The sequence below is a fragment of the Paraburkholderia sp. RL18-101-BIB-B genome (assembly GCF_046026985.1).
GTDB lineage: Bacteria > Pseudomonadota > Gammaproteobacteria > Burkholderiales > Burkholderiaceae > Paraburkholderia.
In genome coordinates this window covers 38,952-52,987 of the sequence record NZ_JARESV010000042.1, presented here as the reverse complement: position 1 = coordinate 52,987, position 14,036 = coordinate 38,952, and the positions used below count along the sequence as shown (strand labels likewise).

General features: G+C 61.1%; 18 protein-coding genes. 11 read left to right on the top strand and 7 right to left on the bottom strand.

Translation table 11 applies throughout. From position 1 onward, the window contains the following. Positions 1 to 4 precede the first annotated feature (4 nt). From P0D73_RS36065 to P0D73_RS36040, 6 genes are all read left to right on the top strand, one after another. Complete coding sequence (locus tag P0D73_RS36065) at positions 5 to 523, top strand: hypothetical protein (RefSeq protein ID WP_408256060.1); 519 nt, start codon at positions 5 to 7, stop codon at positions 521 to 523. Beyond that, complete coding sequence (locus P0D73_RS36060; RefSeq protein WP_408256059.1) at positions 510 to 731, top strand: hypothetical protein; 222 nt, start codon at positions 510 to 512, stop codon at positions 729 to 731. Before P0D73_RS36065 ends, P0D73_RS36060 begins: the two co-directional genes overlap by 14 nt. After that, positions 724 to 1,338: an IncC plasmid conjugative DNA transfer DtrJ family protein gene (locus P0D73_RS36055; RefSeq protein ID WP_408256058.1), complete on the top strand. Its 615-nt coding sequence runs from the start codon at positions 724 to 726 to the stop codon at positions 1,336 to 1,338. Before P0D73_RS36060 ends, P0D73_RS36055 begins: the two co-directional genes overlap by 8 nt. Before the next feature lie 298 nt (positions 1,339 to 1,636). Next, positions 1,637 to 2,536 (top strand): ATPase, encoded by a 900-nt coding sequence (locus P0D73_RS36050; RefSeq protein ID WP_408256057.1) that lies wholly within the window; start codon positions 1,637 to 1,639, stop codon positions 2,534 to 2,536. Between the two features lie 9 nt (positions 2,537 to 2,545). Beyond that, a complete protein-coding gene (locus P0D73_RS36045) occupies positions 2,546 to 4,270 on the top strand; it encodes an ATP-dependent helicase (RefSeq protein ID WP_408256056.1) in 1,725 nt (574 codons plus the stop codon). A 75-nt stretch (positions 4,271 to 4,345) separates the two neighbouring features. After that, complete coding sequence (locus P0D73_RS36040) at positions 4,346 to 5,002, top strand: SEN1982 family lipoprotein (protein ID WP_408256055.1); 657 nt, start codon at positions 4,346 to 4,348, stop codon at positions 5,000 to 5,002. 222 nt (positions 5,003 to 5,224) lie between these two features. Here P0D73_RS36040 and P0D73_RS36035 read toward each other — a convergent pair whose 3' ends face one another. From P0D73_RS36035 to P0D73_RS36005, 7 genes are all read right to left on the bottom strand, one after another. After that, positions 5,225 to 5,662 (bottom strand): hypothetical protein, encoded by a 438-nt coding sequence (locus tag P0D73_RS36035; RefSeq protein ID WP_408256053.1) that lies wholly within the window; start codon positions 5,660 to 5,662, stop codon positions 5,225 to 5,227. A gap of 117 nt (positions 5,663 to 5,779) precedes the next feature. Further along, positions 5,780 to 5,989 carry a hypothetical protein gene (locus tag P0D73_RS36030; RefSeq protein WP_408256052.1) on the bottom strand — a complete coding sequence of 70 codons (210 nt, stop codon included), beginning with the start codon at positions 5,987 to 5,989 and terminating at the stop codon, positions 5,780 to 5,782. 20 nt (positions 5,990 to 6,009) lie between these two features. Next, positions 6,010 to 6,435 carry a hypothetical protein gene (locus tag P0D73_RS36025; RefSeq protein WP_408256051.1) on the bottom strand — a complete coding sequence of 142 codons (426 nt, stop codon included), beginning with the start codon at positions 6,433 to 6,435 and terminating at the stop codon, positions 6,010 to 6,012. Between the two features lie 73 nt (positions 6,436 to 6,508). Then, the gene (locus P0D73_RS36020) at positions 6,509 to 7,030 is read right to left on the bottom strand and encodes a hypothetical protein (protein WP_408256050.1); all 522 of its coding nucleotides are present in this window, start codon (positions 7,028 to 7,030) and stop codon (positions 6,509 to 6,511) included. Positions 7,031 to 7,108: 78 nt separating this feature from the next. Next, a complete protein-coding gene (locus tag P0D73_RS36015; RefSeq protein ID WP_408256048.1) occupies positions 7,109 to 7,561 on the bottom strand; it encodes a bactofilin family protein in 453 nt (150 codons plus the stop codon). An 11-nt stretch (positions 7,562 to 7,572) separates the two neighbouring features. Further along, entirely contained in the window at positions 7,573 to 8,502 is a 930-nt protein-coding gene (locus P0D73_RS36010; RefSeq protein ID WP_408256046.1) for a hypothetical protein, read from the bottom strand. A gap of 93 nt (positions 8,503 to 8,595) precedes the next feature. Further along, a complete protein-coding gene (locus P0D73_RS36005; RefSeq protein WP_408256044.1) occupies positions 8,596 to 9,201 on the bottom strand; it encodes a DUF1845 domain-containing protein in 606 nt (201 codons plus the stop codon). Positions 9,202 to 9,866: 665 nt separating this feature from the next. Between P0D73_RS36005 and P0D73_RS36000 the strand changes: the two genes are divergently transcribed. The 5 genes from P0D73_RS36000 (at position 9,867) to P0D73_RS35980 (ending at position 13,819) form a co-directional block, all read left to right on the top strand. Further along, the gene (locus P0D73_RS36000; RefSeq protein WP_408256159.1) at positions 9,867 to 10,133 is read left to right on the top strand and encodes a DUF7696 family protein; all 267 of its coding nucleotides are present in this window, start codon (positions 9,867 to 9,869) and stop codon (positions 10,131 to 10,133) included. Beyond that, on the top strand, positions 10,130 to 11,458 hold the full coding sequence (locus P0D73_RS35995; RefSeq protein WP_408256043.1) for a recombination directionality factor: 1,329 nt from the start codon (positions 10,130 to 10,132) through the stop codon (positions 11,456 to 11,458). Before P0D73_RS36000 ends, P0D73_RS35995 begins: the two co-directional genes overlap by 4 nt. Positions 11,459 to 11,638: 180 nt before the next feature. Then, on the top strand, positions 11,639 to 11,848 hold the full coding sequence (locus tag P0D73_RS35990; protein ID WP_088177004.1) for a hypothetical protein: 210 nt from the start codon (positions 11,639 to 11,641) through the stop codon (positions 11,846 to 11,848). Positions 11,849 to 11,859: 11 nt separating this feature from the next. Then, entirely contained in the window at positions 11,860 to 12,342 is a 483-nt protein-coding gene (gene ybiA, locus P0D73_RS35985) for a riboflavin biosynthesis intermediates N-glycosidase (protein WP_408256041.1), read from the top strand. Between the two features lie 79 nt (positions 12,343 to 12,421). Next, positions 12,422 to 13,819: a metallophosphoesterase family protein gene (locus tag P0D73_RS35980; RefSeq protein ID WP_408256040.1), complete on the top strand. Its 1,398-nt coding sequence runs from the start codon at positions 12,422 to 12,424 to the stop codon at positions 13,817 to 13,819. Positions 13,820 to 14,036: the final 217 nt, after the last annotated feature.

Sequence of the window (14,036 nt, the reverse complement as noted above, 5' to 3'; positions counted from 1 at the left end):
TTATATGTCCGCTGTTTTCAAAAACATCATTCGCGATCACAAGCTCTCCCACAAGCTGATCCCCGTTTTCAACGTCGCGCCCGATCTGGAGCTTGCGTGCTCGCGGGTTGCTGACTTCGTTGGCGAACGCTTCGTTGGAGAAAAGGGTCCGCTGGCCGCAGAGATGATCGAATCGGCGCTGGCCAGCTTCAAGCGGGCCAAGCGTTCGGGCGATCAGCATGTCGCGTTCATGCAGGGACTGTTTGAGCCTGCCAAGTCGCTCTATGCGCGCCGCTATGTGGCGCGTCGCGGGGACAAAGTTAGTGTCTGGTCGCCCATGCTGGAGCCGATTCCAGCCTTCGAGGATAGGCACCAGAATGCTGAGATTGAAACGGTCGATGAGCGCTGCCCGGAACACATCACCGAGCGCACCGCGGCTTTCCAACTGGCGTCACGCGTGCTGCAAGGCGAGGCGTTCCGTCGCTACTTCGAGGAATATGATGTCGCTCACCGCTACGATAATAGCGAACTTGTCGCGGGTTGATTCCGACACCGCGAGGCGCGCCCTCAATACCGCGGGCGCCTTCGACGAGCCGGGCGCAACGCCGCCTGAGGAGTTCACATGGGGCGCGGGCGCACGCTGCTATGCGCTGGCCTCCATCGCCGTCAACCGCCCGCAGCTTTTCTGGGGCGGATTGCTGGCGATTGCTGTGGTCCCGCTTCTCTTCGTGGTGAGGCTGATCCATGGCTAGCCGCTTCGGATCGCACATCAAGGTCTGGTTTCTTCTCGTGCCGATACTGTCGATTGCGGTGATGCCGGCGATTCCCGAGCGCAAGCTGTTCGAAGTGCCCGACGCCGAGACCGAATCGCTCGTCGCGTCGGTTGGACAGGAGAGGGCGGACGCGGCAGTGCGCTCGGCGAACGAAGTGTTCAAGCGTTCGTTTGTCGATAACGGCCTCCTGCACCGCACGCTGGCCGCGTCGGGTAATCTCAACGGTTTCAATGACGGCGGCATATCGAACTTCTCGGCCACGTGGACGCAGAACTTCTGGCTGCTCGCCTACCGGGCGATATTCCGCGCGATGGTGATGAAGATGTGGATCGTCGGAACGTTGTGCTTCGCTCTCGGCATGTTCATCGACGGTGCGGCGCGCAGGAAAATCAAGGCGGCCGCAGCAGGATTCGTCAGCCCGCTCTCTTTCCATCTTGCAGGTCACGGCCTGCTGATCGTTACAGGCACGCTCCTTGGCGTGCTTCTTGTGCCGGTGCCGGTGCTGGCGGCCTACTGGCTCGCCGTTGCGGCGCTCCTTGGCGCGCTGCTCTGGAAGGCCGCAGAGTCGTTCCAGTCGGCAAGATAAAGCCTCGGAAAGCAGGTCGGATGCCGCGACCTGCTCGGCGTCCGTTTCCCTCCCGATCTCCCCCTTCTGTCCGTTTCCTTCTTTGCTCGTTGGCATCCCTGCGTTGCCGACGAGACGTCCTCATTTCACGGTCGTCCGCCAGTCGCACGGGCACTTCGCCGCTAAAGGCTTCTGAAATAACACGTGTTTCGGGCGTTGTGCGTCGGGTGAGGCCGCAACAATTGCGTTGTGGGGACGCGTTGCGCGTGCCCGATTACCCAACGATGAAACGACATAGGTCCACCAAGGAGAAACGGGCATGAGCACCACCACTGTGGCAGATACCGAACTGGAACACGCTGTGACGGCAGATTCGCAGGCGTCGGCTGCGACTGCCGCTGATGCTGCGGCCGGTCTGAACGCACTGGCCCACGCATCGCACGTTAGCGGCGATGCAGGCCACGACGGCGCCGATGAAGGCGAGCGCGAGATCGAGAGCGAGCTGACGCAGATGGAAGCGGACGCGGATCGTCTGCAGAAGGAAGGTGTTATTTCGCCCGACGACGCGAACATGAAGCGCGCCGAGGTCGAGAAGACCCGCAAGCTGTTCCGGGATCTGCCAGCGGTTGAGCGTATCGCCATCATCAAGCGCCGCCGCGAGATCGGCCGCCAACTGATGGAGCGTCAGCTTTCCGGCGCGGCAGTCGTGCCCGCGCAGGTCCGCCTGAACCATACGCGCCTGAAGCCGCTGTTCGAACAATGGTGGCCGTACCTGAACCGCATGAGCGTGAACATGCAGCGATTTGGCGACTCGACGTTCGGCGAGGGCGACAAGAACGCGGTGAATAATTTCTTCGAAAAGCAGATCAAGTCGATCGAAGAATACGTGGATGAGTCGTTGCGCGTGGCCGTGGGCTTCCGCGAAAAGAAAGAGGTCGAGCTTCGCGAAGGCGGCGAATTCGTATTCGAGCCTTCGATCCCGATGCCTGCGCTGGACATGACCGTCGAGGTGTATTCGCGTTTCTCGATGCGCGTCCTCTCGGCGATCATGAAGTTCGACAGGGTGATGGACCAGTTCGATTTCATGGTCTGGAACGGCATTCGTGATCAGTCAGACGTCGATGATGAAACGGTGCACTTCCTGAAGAAAGTGAACCCGCTCGGCGTTCGTGGCTACATGACGCACCTGCGCCTGATGACCACGGTTCGCGGCCTGTAAGGGGGCGTCATGCTGGACGAACTCAATCCGCAACAGCGGGAAGTCGCCCAGTTGCGCCAGAACTGCGTGGCGATTGCCTGCCCCGGCGCGGGCAAGACAAAAACGATCGCCACGAAAGCCGCGCTGCTTCTTCAGGAAAGCACGGCCGTAGTGGGCGCGGTGACATTCTCGAAAGATGCTGCGGTCGAACTGCGCGAGCGGATTCTGACGGTTGCAGGGAAGGCGGCAAAAAAGCGGCTGATTGCAGGCACGTTCCATTCGCTTGCCTTCAAGCAGCTTCAGCGCCCCGGTGGCCGGCCGCCCGACATCGCAAGCGACGGCGACCGTCTTGGGCTGCTGATTCGCGTCATGCAGGACCTGGGGCTTGAGGGCAAGGCCGAGGACGTGATTCCGACGATCGAAAAGATCAAGACGAATTTCGGCCGGTGCGACGTCAACAGCGCCGACGGCCAGCTGTACAGCGCCTACCAGGAAGCGCTCGCGCGCAACGGCAAGATCGATTTTCAGGACATGCTGCGGCTCGCCGTCGAGGGCATGCAGAACGGCACGATCCTGCCATATCCCTTCACCTACCTGCTCGTCGACGAGTTTCAGGACACTGACCCGCTGCAATACCGCTGGATCGAACTTCACGCGAAGGCGGGCTCGGTGGTGACGGTCGTGGGCGACGACGATCAGAGCATCTATGCTTTCCGTGAAGCGCTCGGCTACCGGGGCATGGAATCCTTCATCAAGGAATTCGAGGCCAAGCCGGTCGTGCTCGGGAGCAACTATCGCTGCCGCGCCGAGATTCTCGCGGCCGCCGACCGGGTGATTCGCAACAATCCGGACCGTATCCCCAAGGTCCTGCGTGCTGAGAAGGGTGTGGGCGGCCGGGTTGAGACTTCGCGGCACGCCGACGAGTACATTGAAGCGGAAGCCGCCATCGAGGCACTTGCGCCGCTACTGCGCACTGGCAAAACCTGCGCGGTGCTCGCCCGAACCAACCGTATCCTTGATCCGCTCGAGGCGGTCTGCCGCTCCTACGGCGTGAAGTATCACCGTGCGTCGGGCGCATCGGTCCTGAACCGCCCTGAGGGCGCACTGCTGTGCAATCTCCTCGAAATTATCGAGGGCGTGAAGGCGACGGGGCTTGACGCCGTTCTGGCGCACTCGGGCCTTCATGCGGACCATCTCCGTGCGCTGCATGCGAGCATGGGCGCCGAGCTCGTCCAGAAGCCGCGCGGCGAGCTCGTCGAGCTTGGCCTGCCGGAAGACGTGGCGACGAACTACCGGGAGTTCATGAAGCGGCTCGCCGAGTGGCGAGGGCTGTGTGAGCGGAAGTTCTATTCGTTGGTGCTCTCAGGCGTGAACGAGTGGTTGCTCAAGTACACGAAGAAGGAAAACGGCATCCGCACGATCCAGGCAACGTATGACGTGCTTTCACGTCTGAACGGCACTTTCGCCGCGCGGCTGCTCTTTCTGCGACAGGACAACAACGAGCCCGCACCGGACGCGCTGGTCCTGACGACTATGCACAGTTCGAAGGGACTTGAGTGGGACCACGTCTGGATCGCCCGGTCCGAAGACACTATCGTCCCCGACGCCAAGTCAACCGAACCTGAAGAGCGACGGCTGTTCTACGTCGCGATGACCCGCGCGCGAGAGACGCTGATGCTTTCCGGCACCGCAAAGAACTTCGCTTCGCGATTTGTCGCTGAGGCCCAGATCGAGCAACCCGCGCAAGCTGCGTGAAGGCGAATCAGTCCTCGGCGACAGGGCGCTTATTCCACCGTGGCCAGGCCACCGTTCTACGAAAGAGAAACAGCAATGATCAGAAAGCTTGTCACCCCCGCTGCAATGACCGCCGTGCTCGCGCTTGCAGCATGTGGCTCTCCGAAAGACGCTAACAATGGGAATTTCGAAAAGGCGCTCAACGCCCACTTCGCGAGGGAGTGCATTCCTGTCCAGCCGTTCGTGATGGCCGAAAACAGGCGGTACCCGCTGGTCGTGGCCCTCCAGCCCAAACCAACGATAGCGAGCCTTGAGGCCGGAGTAGAGCAGGCTAACGCGTCCGCCACCCGTCCGCTGGACGTACTCGTCCATGCGGGGCTCCTGTCGGTTTCAGAGGGGACAGCGAAGAAACGCGGCTGGCTCGGTGGCGAGTACGTAGCACCGACAAAGACTTACTCCCTGACTGACGCCGGGAAAAAGGCGCTGGTGAGCGAGGACGAACTAACGCTGTGTGCCGGCCATTACAAGGTCGATGAGGTGGCGCGCTTTTCGGAGCCCAGCAACGCGCTCGGGCACACCATCTCTGAAGTGTCGTTCACTTTCAGCCCGACCGACGTGCCGTCGTGGGCGAAAGATGATGGCGTCCAGAAGGCGTACGGGCTCAATGCGCGACTGGCGGACCACGCCAAAGGAACGCGCACGCTCGTTCTGGCCAGCGATGGATGGATCGACTCGGCCGATTTCAGCAAGTAACCGGCGGTGCGGCCGCGCGACGCCGCGCATAAGAAAAAGGCCCGCGGGAGGCGGGCCTGAATCCATGATGGAGGACATGGAGGAGACGGCGTCAGTATAACCCCAGCCCACTTTTCTGCAGGCGCCCCGTCCGATGGTCCGCAACGGGGTGGGGCGTCGGAGAAACGGTGAGACAGACAAAAAAAAGGGAGCCTTGGCTCCCTTTCCTTTTCTGCCTCGCGCTCAGAGCGCGTCGCGGTGAAGACTCAGCACCAGCCTGTACTGCGGATTGTTTAGCGGTACTTCAACCGTTTGTCCGTCAGCGAGCTCGACGGGAATGTCGGACGCGGTGTAGCCGTGGACGTCGACCACCTCCGAGGTGCAGTCCGCGGTTTCCGTCTTGCGGATGCCGTCAAGCGCGGTGTCGATTGCAGAGACCGAGAGCTGGACTTTCCCGGCGTTCGCCGAGACCGGCCTGATGAGCAGCGAGCGGCCGACGAACTTGTTTTCGGCACTCAGGCGTATCGATCCTGCGGCGCCAGTGCAACTGGCGTAGCCGATATCCTTTCCGCTGCGATGCAGGTAGGTTGCGAGACTGGATCCATCGTTCACGATGTGTTGGCCTTTGTCGATCACCTGACCGCCCTTGTACCAGGTCACGTCCAGCGTCTGGACGGTCACCGGCGTAGCCGCGTTGGCGCCGTAATGAGAATTGCAGCGATCGCCGTGGCGAACAGTGTTTTGCGCACGAATTTCATGGTGGGTCTGCGTTTCGATGAAAGGGTCAGTCGTCGGCCGTCATGCCCGCAAGACTTGAGGCGCCGGGTTGAGGGAAGCGGTGTGTTGTTCGAGAAAGGCAGCGGTCAAAGCAAAGCGGCTGCGGTGCAACGTGTCATCCGGCATCGCCTGCCGGTTGATGAAACGGCCATCGCTGAGCATGCAGAAGCACAGCCCGTCAAAGGCGGCTTCCTGCGCTGCAGCTTCCCAGTCGCGGGTGCGGTAATCCACGTCGCTTTTTTTAGAGAGCGTTACGCCGCAGCGGCGGAGCCGTCTGGGCGTTTGGGTGGGAACACGATAGCCAGCGTCACTGCGAGCCAGCTGCTGATCGCCACGCAAAGGAAACCTATTGCTGTATCGCGCCAGACGCGGCGCGCTGTGTTTTCGACGTCTGCGCGAGTCTGCGCAAAGGTGGTTTGCGCGAGCTTGATTTTCTTCTGCAGACTTTCGGATGAACTTAGGCCGTGTCTTGCCAGGAGGACCGATGCATCCTCAGGTGGAAGGAGACGGACATCGCCAGCAAGCTCGGCAAGCCGCACGACATCAGCTTGAATGAGCGAGGCTCGAGCCAAAGCCAAGCCGTTGTCGACATAGGCCGAAACCATGCTCACCACCGTTAGGGGCATCGCAATTGAGACGGCTACCGCAATCCACTTGATTAGAACGCGTAACTTCATGGCTTTTATCCTTATCGAGATAGTCCCGAACATGTCGCTTTTGGCGACGGCCTGGCAGTCCGGACAGTGGTCTTCAAGCGACCTTTGCCTTGATTGTCAGGAGAAGTCCGTTATGCGAGATGGTCATTTCCTGTCCGCGATAGGTGAAGAAATCGCTAGCGGAGCTCAAGTCGTCGGCGCGGCTCAATGTCTGAAGGTCAACTTTGCAGGAAGTGAGAATGACCCCGTCTGCTCCGACTCGAGGTGTGAGAGACAGCGAGAGGCCCGAATGCATCGCGCCGGTCGAACAGCCGTCAGCCGCATCGCACGAGGCTAGGTATGCGACGGTTTCCTCGCTGGTTGCGGTTACCTGTTTGCCGTTGTCCGTCACGAGGTTGAACGACTTCAGAACTTTTCCGTCCCGCGAAAGAGTCACCTGGTAAAAAACCTGCGAGGTCGCGGAGGGTATCCGGCCGGGCTGGTCGCTCGTGATTGCAAGGGATGGTTCGCGCACGTCGTGGGTTGCCGCGCTTTGCGGGTCGGTGGGCAGTGAGTTTTCCACAGCGAGTGCGCTGGTGGCAAAAACGGCTAACACGATAGCGAGGGCCTTTTTCATTCGATTTATCCGCCGTGGACGATAGCAAAGGGTTGGCTGGACGGTTCGTTGCCAGCAATAGCAAAGGTTTCCAAGCTTCTAAGCCTTGGCACGCGAGAGCTCGGTCACATTGGATTCCGCGCGCTCTGGCGCTGCCGCAGTTGTGGCAGCGCTGGCCAGATCGGCATTCGCGCTCTCGTTAGTTCCGGGTTCCACCGTCAGCATGCGCGCCACGCGCTTGAGCGTGCCGTTAAGCGCTGCACGGGGTCCGAGACGGATCGTGCCGCAATACATGATGTCGCCCGAGACGTGTCCGTTGATTTCGAGTGTCCCGCGGGCATGAACGTTGCCGTCGACGCGGCCGTCGATGCGCACGTGGTCGCCCTGGACGTTGCCCTTGATCAGGCCGCCTTCGCCGACGTGCAACAGGCCTTGCGTGGAAATGAGGCCACCGTCGAGCAGGCCGAAATAGCTGATGCCGTGATCAACGATCATGTCGCCGCTGATCGTGCAGCCGGCGGATACAAGGGTGATAGAAAGTTCGTTTTTCATGTCAGGGCTTCCTAAAACATCTTCACTTCGGCAGACCCGGCACGGGTATCGGCCGACGGTCTGGCATCGGTATTGGACTCGGCGTTCTGCTCCGCGCGAGGACGCGAAATGCGGTGACGAGCGGCGTGCGCCGGTTTAACCGCCTCGGCCGGTTGCTGCGGGGTGGCCGCCGCTGGCTGCGCCGCCTGTACCGCGGGCGCGGGCACCTGTGCTGCCGCGAGCGGGGCTTGGGGTCCCGGTGCTGGCTGCGCCGCGCTCTGCGCGGGTGCGGCCGGCTTCGGAGCGGCGACAGGCTGGGCGGGCGCGACCTGCACTGGCGTCGCCAATGGCTGGGCGACGGTTGCGGTTTCGCGGCTGGCGCCCGCGCGATGGATGGGCGAGGCGGCTGCGAGTTGCGCCTCGCCCGTCAGCATGGGCGCGGTGCCTGGCGTCGCGGCCTGTGCGCTGCGCGTCGGTGCTTTCAGGGAATCACGGAACTGGTCCGCAGTCAGCCCAAGCGAGCGCGCAAAAGCGAAGTCGCTGGCGCTCAATGCGGGCGCTGCGCTGACCGGGTGGGTGGGCGTCGCATCGACCTCCCTGTAGGCCGGCACCTCCGACTTGCCTGCTGCTGCAATCAGTTCGTCGCCTTTCCTGCTGGCGACGCTAGGCGCGGGTGCTGCCGTCGATGCCGCAGATGCCGTGTAATGGCGCGCTTTCACGTCGGTGTAAAGCGACGCTGCGCCCATGCCAGCCATGCCGACCATGCCGGCGACGGCGAGCGCAATCGCGGCCAGCCGTGCGCGGGGCGCAAGAGCTGTGAAACGTCCGCCCGTAGCGCGGGCCGGTTCCGACTGCGAAAGGTCGGCGGGGCCGGGGAGTGCGGCGATCTGGCGGGGAAGGTCGATGACCATCGAATCCGGGGCAAACTGCGCGTGCAGTCGCTGGATCTCGCGAATGTCCATGAAGAAGCCTCTTCTCGTTGTGTCGATTACAGCCTGCCCGATGCCGCGCGATGTCTAGGGCGACGTCGATCAGCGGGCGTAAAGCCAGCGGGTTCAGTGGGTGTCGTCGGAGTCGGGAAGCAGGACGCCTTCGGGGGCGTACCGGTCGTTGTCGGGCATGCACAGGATGGGTATCTGCTTGATGCGTGCCGCAGCAGCGTCTAGTGCCGCCTTACGTTCGTGAGCCATGACAGATCGCGCAACGAGGGCTTCCATGGTCTTGCTGAAAAGCTGGTCGTAGATGGTGAGCAGTCGGACCAGTCGCCCCGACATTGGGTGCTTGATTTCGAGCGTCACCCGCTCCGGCTCCAGACCGGTGCTGCGGCCGTGCAGGCGGTTCGCCCAGGCCAGCGCCTTGCGGAAGAACTCTTCGGCCGTACGGAATTCCGCTTCGAGTGCGAGCAGCTTGCCGCTGCGGGCGACTGTCATCTTCGCTGCGCAGAAGTTGTAGTCGGAGCGGACGAACGTGCGGGCAAAGTCAGAGTAATAGAACAACTCGGTTTTTGCGAGCGTCTCGGGATGAATGCGCGCCAAGCGGTCATCGCTGGTGAGTCGTTTGATGGGACGCAGTCCGCCCGCGACCGGTTCGGTCGCACTAGAAGGGGAAATCAGCCGTGCTGGGTCAGCCGCATCGGGCTTTTCCGTGTCGAAGCCAGACATAACATGTTCTCGGTGTATGTGTTCTCTCTCACATAAATTCTCACTGAACACCGCTCAGTCAAGCGGGCAAAAGCTATATCAATTTCGCGAGCTTTCAGACGCCCACACCTGTCATTTGCCCGGATACTTCAATCCATTCCCCGCGTCTCTGACGCATCGACCTCGACTCCAAGCCCGGAGTCCATCTTCTTTCTCCAAGTCGTGCTTTTGCGCATGCTCCGACCGGATAGCTACCGGTGTGGATATTTCTTGTGCCGAATCTGCCCGCTACAGATTCCCCTATTTCAGCTGTGATACTCGTACCTTGGCCTGCATTCATTTGCGCCGGTACATCGTTCGAACCCAGGTTTTCGGGTGTTCTCTCTCCAGAGCCTGATCTGGGTAGAACGATCGAAGTTGGCTGATCCGTGATTCCTGCGGCGGAATGTATTTTCCGAAAATGGGCTGTTGCGCAGCGTGACCATGCTGCGCGAGGACGACTTTACGTCCTCTGACAGAGCGCGCCGGTTTGCCGGTGCCGCTCCCTGCACGCCACGTCCCCAGAAGGGACGTGGCGCGTAGGTCACATCTATCCTGATTTCACGAAGCTCGCTCCCTGACCGGAGCGGGCCTTTTTTTCGTCCATCGGTTCCCCGATGGACTTTTCTCAACTGGAGGTGTTTATGTTGTTGCCCGACCGCCTCGACGATCGCATTGCCGAGGCTATCAAGCATCAGATCGACAACGAGCGAGCCGCTTCAGACACGTCGTCCGACGCCTGGCGCAGTCGCTGTGAGGTTGCACGGGTTGCGATGTTCAGCGACGCCGAGCGCTCTGTCTTTATCCACCATGTCAGCGAACGACGCGGAAACGTTGCCGCCCGGGAGATCGAATTCCAGGCCAGCACGCTCCGCACGAACGCCATCTTTTTTCTCGCAAGGAAACCTTCATGAACGCAGTCGTCCAGATGTTCGACAACGCGCCTCGCAGTCTGGTGGAGGAGCGCGCAATCCGCCCACCGATCATTGGAAAGATCAGACCCGGTATCAAGGTGCTCACGCGAAACGCGCAGGGCAACCCGGACGCGGTCAGGATGTATAACGAGATGGTGGCCGCCGGCGACTCGTACGAGACGATCGGTAAGGTCATCGAGACAAAACTCAAGCTGCGCAACGCGCTTGTTCCTCGAAACGTCGGGCACTTCACGTGCAGACGCTCGGACTTTTCCAATCCCGACACGGCCGACGAGATCCTTCGCCTTTACGGCGAGGACCGCGGCGACGGCCTGAAGCTGCACCGTTTTCCGGTCATGTTCGCCTTCGACGACTGGCTGCGCAATGTGCCCAATCAGATGGCCGCCTATACGACGACGGGACGGCAGTATTTCTCGGAGTATGGTCGCGACGGCAAGCGCTACTGCAAGACGTATGCACCGGTCGAGCGCGATGAGCGTGCGAAGCGGGTGCGGCGATCCTTCGGCGGACGCCTTGTCATCCGGCGGCAGGATGACGACATTCCCGATGGCATCTGTGATCCGCACGTGTGCCCGCAGTATCAGGAACGCAAGTGCAACCTGAGCGCAAACTTCGTGTTCGCGATCCCGGACGTCAAAGGCCTCGGACTGATCGAGCTTCCAACAAATTCGATTTATGTCCTGCAGAAAGCGTATTCGGCCATGCAGACGGTCTCGCTCGCGCGAGGCAGGCTGACTGGCACGCGCTTCTGGCTATCGAAGAAGGAGTTCGACATCACGCGGATCGACGACAACGGACAGGCAGTGCGTCAGAAGCAGATGCTGACGGTGCTCGATGCTGACATCGATCTTGGGGCGCTACTGGATGCAGGCGACGAGCCACAACCGGCGCTTGATGCGGCGAATCGTGCAGTGGCCTTGATCGAAGCAGCAGGCAACGTCGAAGTTTTGACGCAGTCGTTCGAAGAGTCTGAGGCCGGCGAACCGGCAACAGACGGGTCAATGCAAGGGGACGCTAATCGCACCGGTGGTGCGGACGGCGATGACGGCGGATTGACCGGGCAACCGGAGCCGGAGGAAACCCTTGAAGACAAGCGGCACCGCATGTCTGACCTGCTTAACCGGCTCGGTATCAGCCAGCCGGATCGTCAGCAGTCTTTTCGCAAATACGCGCATGTCACGTACGGGCGCGGCTGGGCGGAAAGGCCGGCAGACGTCGATCAGATGAATGCACGCCTCGCGGCAGCGCTCGATGATCCCGTCGTGTTTGACGATGAAATGAAACAGGCGAATAGCTTCGTCTGAACCTGATCGGCCCCCTCTTCAAGGGGGGGCGGTCACCCCTAGTCATCACCCTCTTTCTGGCGCCCGAGAGCTTTTCAGCAAGCGAACTTGCTAAAGCGTTTTCGACCGCGCACCCCTGCGCATCGAATTCTTCCGCCATCACGGCGGATCATTTCCCTGTCTTGATGGAGTATCAGCTTCATGTCGAACGATCTGGGCACCCTCACGGGTCTGCAGCAGATGCGTTGCGGCGGTTGTGGTGGTGACCTGTTCAAGGTCTTCACTGCGGATCGGACGCAGCGGATCGTTGTCCAATGTCAGCAGTGCATGAGCACGTCGTTCATCGAACCCGAACCTGCGAAGCTGCAGATCAATTGGGGAGAGGGCGACGGCTGCATGACAGTCTTCTAGGAGCTTCAACCATGCGCAAGATCGCAAACTTCACGCTGTTTTTTGGTGAGCAGGACGCGCTGAGTAACTGGCATCGCTGCCAGTTCGCTTATCACGGCGTGAATTTCACGTCCGTTGAACAGTTCATGATGTTCTCCAAGGCCAAGCTTTTCGGCGACGAGGCAGCGGCGGAAGCGATCCTCGCGGCACGACACCCGAAAGATCAGAAGGCGATCGGACGGGGCGTCAAAGGTTTTGACCTTGCAGCGTGGGAAGCGAAGCGCGAGTCGATCGTCTATGTCGGATGCCGGGAGAAGTTTGCCCAGAATCCGGGATTGCGTTCGCTGCTACTGGCGACCGCGCCGACCGAGCTTGTCGAAGCCAGTCCCTACGACCGCATCTGGGGAGTAGGACTTGGCGAGCGCGACCCGCTGATTCTCGACAAGGCAAACTGGCGGGGCACGAACCTGCTTGGCGTCACGCTGATGAAGGTGCGCGACACGCTGTCCCGATAACCATTTTTCGAACGCGCCGCACGGCGCGAAATCCATTGAGGCTGCCTGCGGGCGGCCTTTTTCTTTTTCAGGAGGCGACGTGAAAATCGCTCACATGTCTGACCTGCATTACTCGCCGGAAAACCGAGATGAGGCGGACCGGTGCTTTTCCTTCGCGGTGCAGGACGCAATGAACCGGTGCATGGATGTCGCTGTCATTTCGGGCGACTCGACTGATCATCGACTCGATGCCCACGCGCCCGCCCTGAACCGGCTGGCGTGGAACATCAACCATTTGAGCCTGTCGATGCCGGTCCTGATGCTGCAAGGCACGTTCTCGCATGAACCACCGGGAACGCTTCGCAACTTTGCGTTGATGGGAACGAATCACCCGGTTTTCATTGCCGAGCGCGTGCAGCAGGTTAGCCTTCTCGAAGGAAAGTTCTTCGGTTCGGCGGGGCCCGTGTTCGACGATGAGGAGCTGCACAGCGTGCTAACTCTCGGCGCCGATGTCGTTTTCACCTGTCTGCCCTCGATCAACAAGGGGCAACTGGCGGCGGCGGTCGGCGCGAAGAATGCCGCGACAGGGCTCGAAGCAGTGCTGGGCGACTATCTGGCAGCTGCCGGGCGCATCAATGCCCAGCTTCGGGCGGCCGGCATTCGGACGGCCGGCGTGTCGCACGGCACGGTCAACGGGTGTACGACCGAGCATGGCGTCACGATGGCGGGCTTTGATCACGAGTTCTCCCTCGGTGCGTTGTTCGAGGCCGAATGCGATGCGTTCATGCTCGGCCATATCCACAAGTCGCAGCAGTGGGAACGCGGCGGCCGGGTGGTGGCTTACGCGGGGTCGCCTGGACGTTTTCACTACGGCGAGGAAGGCGACAAGGGCTACCTGGCGTGGGACGTCGAGGCGGGCAGCGCGAGAGCGTTGCTTGTTCCGACGCCGGCGCGCGAGACGGTCTGTGTTGACTTCGACGGCCCTCCGGACATGGAGCGACTCGCGGCCATTGCCGCGGACGCGGGCGACAAGTTCGTCCGTGTTCGTTGGCAGATAGACGAAGAGCATCGTCAATCCGTGGATCGGGAAGCGATTGAAGCGCTGTTTGTAGGCGCTTCGGCTCTGAAGCTGGAGCCGCGCATCTCGCCTGTGACTCGCTCGCGATCGCAGGGCATCAGTATCGAGCCGAGCGTCGATCGAAAGATCGAGCGGTGGGCCGAGCATGCGAACGTGGATGCCGCGCCCATTGTCGAGCGTTTCCGGCTGCTTGAGTCGGGCTATCCGGAAGCGATTGCTGCCGCGGTGCTGGCCGATCTCACGGATGGCGAAGCTGGTGGTGCTCTGGCGGAACCGATGCCTGAGCCAGCTGTTTCGTCACTCGAACCACTTACGGCCGTGCTTGCCGAGCGTGAAAGCGATACGGTGCCTGATGCGACGGTCGAGGTCTTGCCCGTCGCACAGAAGTCGTGGCTCGAAGACGATCTGTTTGCAGCGTAGTTTGCTGCCCGAACGCGGGGGAGGCCGGTACGGCTCTCCCCGCAGTGGAACAGTAGCCCTGTTTCCGATAGCTCCTGAGCTATCGAAACGAGGTTTCACCGCGTCTCACGACGCATCGATGTAGTCGTTGCTTCACCTTTCTCAGCAGTTCATTTCCTTTACCCTGGCGGGGAGCGATCCCTACCGGGAGCACTCCGCCTGTCAATTACGGAGTGCA

Bases quoted from the DNA above. Each gene is read 5' to 3' on its own strand.
- P0D73_RS36065 (WP_408256060.1), top strand. From the start codon at position 5: ATGTCCGCTGTTTTCAAAAACATCATTCGCGATCACAAGCTCTCCCAC.
- P0D73_RS36055 (WP_408256058.1), top strand. From the start codon at position 724: ATGGCTAGCCGCTTCGGATCGCACATCAAGGTCTGGTTTCTTCTCGTG.
- P0D73_RS36050 (WP_408256057.1), top strand. From the start codon at position 1,637: ATGAGCACCACCACTGTGGCAGATACCGAACTGGAACACGCTGTGACG.
- P0D73_RS36045 (WP_408256056.1), top strand. From the start codon at position 2,546: ATGCTGGACGAACTCAATCCGCAACAGCGGGAAGTCGCCCAGTTGCGC.
- P0D73_RS36040 (WP_408256055.1), top strand. From the start codon at position 4,346: ATGATCAGAAAGCTTGTCACCCCCGCTGCAATGACCGCCGTGCTCGCG.
- P0D73_RS36025 (WP_408256051.1), bottom strand. From the start codon at position 6,435: ATGAAGTTACGCGTTCTAATCAAGTGGATTGCGGTAGCCGTCTCAATT.
- P0D73_RS36020 (WP_408256050.1), bottom strand. From the start codon at position 7,030: ATGAAAAAGGCCCTCGCTATCGTGTTAGCCGTTTTTGCCACCAGCGCA.
- P0D73_RS36015 (WP_408256048.1), bottom strand. From the start codon at position 7,561: ATGAAAAACGAACTTTCTATCACCCTTGTATCCGCCGGCTGCACGATC.
- P0D73_RS36010 (WP_408256046.1), bottom strand. From the start codon at position 8,502: ATGGACATTCGCGAGATCCAGCGACTGCACGCGCAGTTTGCCCCGGAT.
- P0D73_RS36005 (WP_408256044.1), bottom strand. From the start codon at position 9,201: ATGTCTGGCTTCGACACGGAAAAGCCCGATGCGGCTGACCCAGCACGG.
- P0D73_RS35995 (WP_408256043.1), top strand. From the start codon at position 10,130: ATGAACGCAGTCGTCCAGATGTTCGACAACGCGCCTCGCAGTCTGGTG.
- P0D73_RS35990 (WP_088177004.1), top strand. From the start codon at position 11,639: ATGTCGAACGATCTGGGCACCCTCACGGGTCTGCAGCAGATGCGTTGC.
- ybiA (WP_408256041.1), top strand. From the start codon at position 11,860: ATGCGCAAGATCGCAAACTTCACGCTGTTTTTTGGTGAGCAGGACGCG.